Consider the following 589-nt stretch of genomic DNA (forward strand, 5'->3'; position numbering starts at 1 on the left):
CTGCAGGCGCTGGTGCTGCGTCGGCGCCAGCTGGTGCAGATGCTCACCGCCGAGCGCCAGCGCATGCGCCTGGCGCACGCGGCGGCGCGACCCAGCATCGAGCGGGTCATCGAGTTCCTCAAGCGTGAACTGGCTGACAGCGACACCGAGGTGGGCGCCCATGTCCAGCGCCATCACGCCGAACTGGCCGCCGCGCTGAGCAGCGTGCCGGGCATCGGCACGACCAGCGTGGCCGTGCTGCTGGCCGAGTTGCCCGAGCTGGGTCAGCTCGACCGGCGCCGCGCGGCCGCGCTGGTGGGCGTGGCCCCGCTCAACCGCGATTCGGGCCAGATGCGCGGCCAACGCGCCATCTGGGGCGGGCGGGCCGAAGTGCGTCGCACCCTTTACATGGCCACGCTCGTGGCCGTGCGTCACTGCGCGGTGTTCCGGGTGTTCTACGAACGGCTGCTCGCCAACGGCAAACGCAAGAAGGTGGCCCTGGTCGCCGCCATGCGCAAGCTCATTGGCGTGCTCAATGCCATCGCCAAACAGCGTTCCAGGTGGGTGCCGATGCTTCACGACACTTGACCTTCAAGACGGTTGCTCAGGC

The 589-nt window shown here is 69.6% G+C and carries 1 protein-coding gene; it reads left to right on the forward strand.

Annotation, left to right across the window (positions count from 1 at the left end; all coding sequences use genetic code 11):
- Positions 1–567, forward strand: a 567-nt coding sequence (locus Q8X39_RS20470) for a transposase (RefSeq protein ID WP_305751544.1), incomplete at its 5' end; no start/stop codon positions are given.
- Positions 568–589 lie beyond the last annotated feature (22 nt).

It is taken from the genome of Leptothrix discophora (genome assembly GCF_030705305.1).
In the GTDB taxonomy this organism is placed as follows: domain Bacteria; phylum Pseudomonadota; class Gammaproteobacteria; order Burkholderiales; family Burkholderiaceae_C; genus Sphaerotilus; species Sphaerotilus discophorus.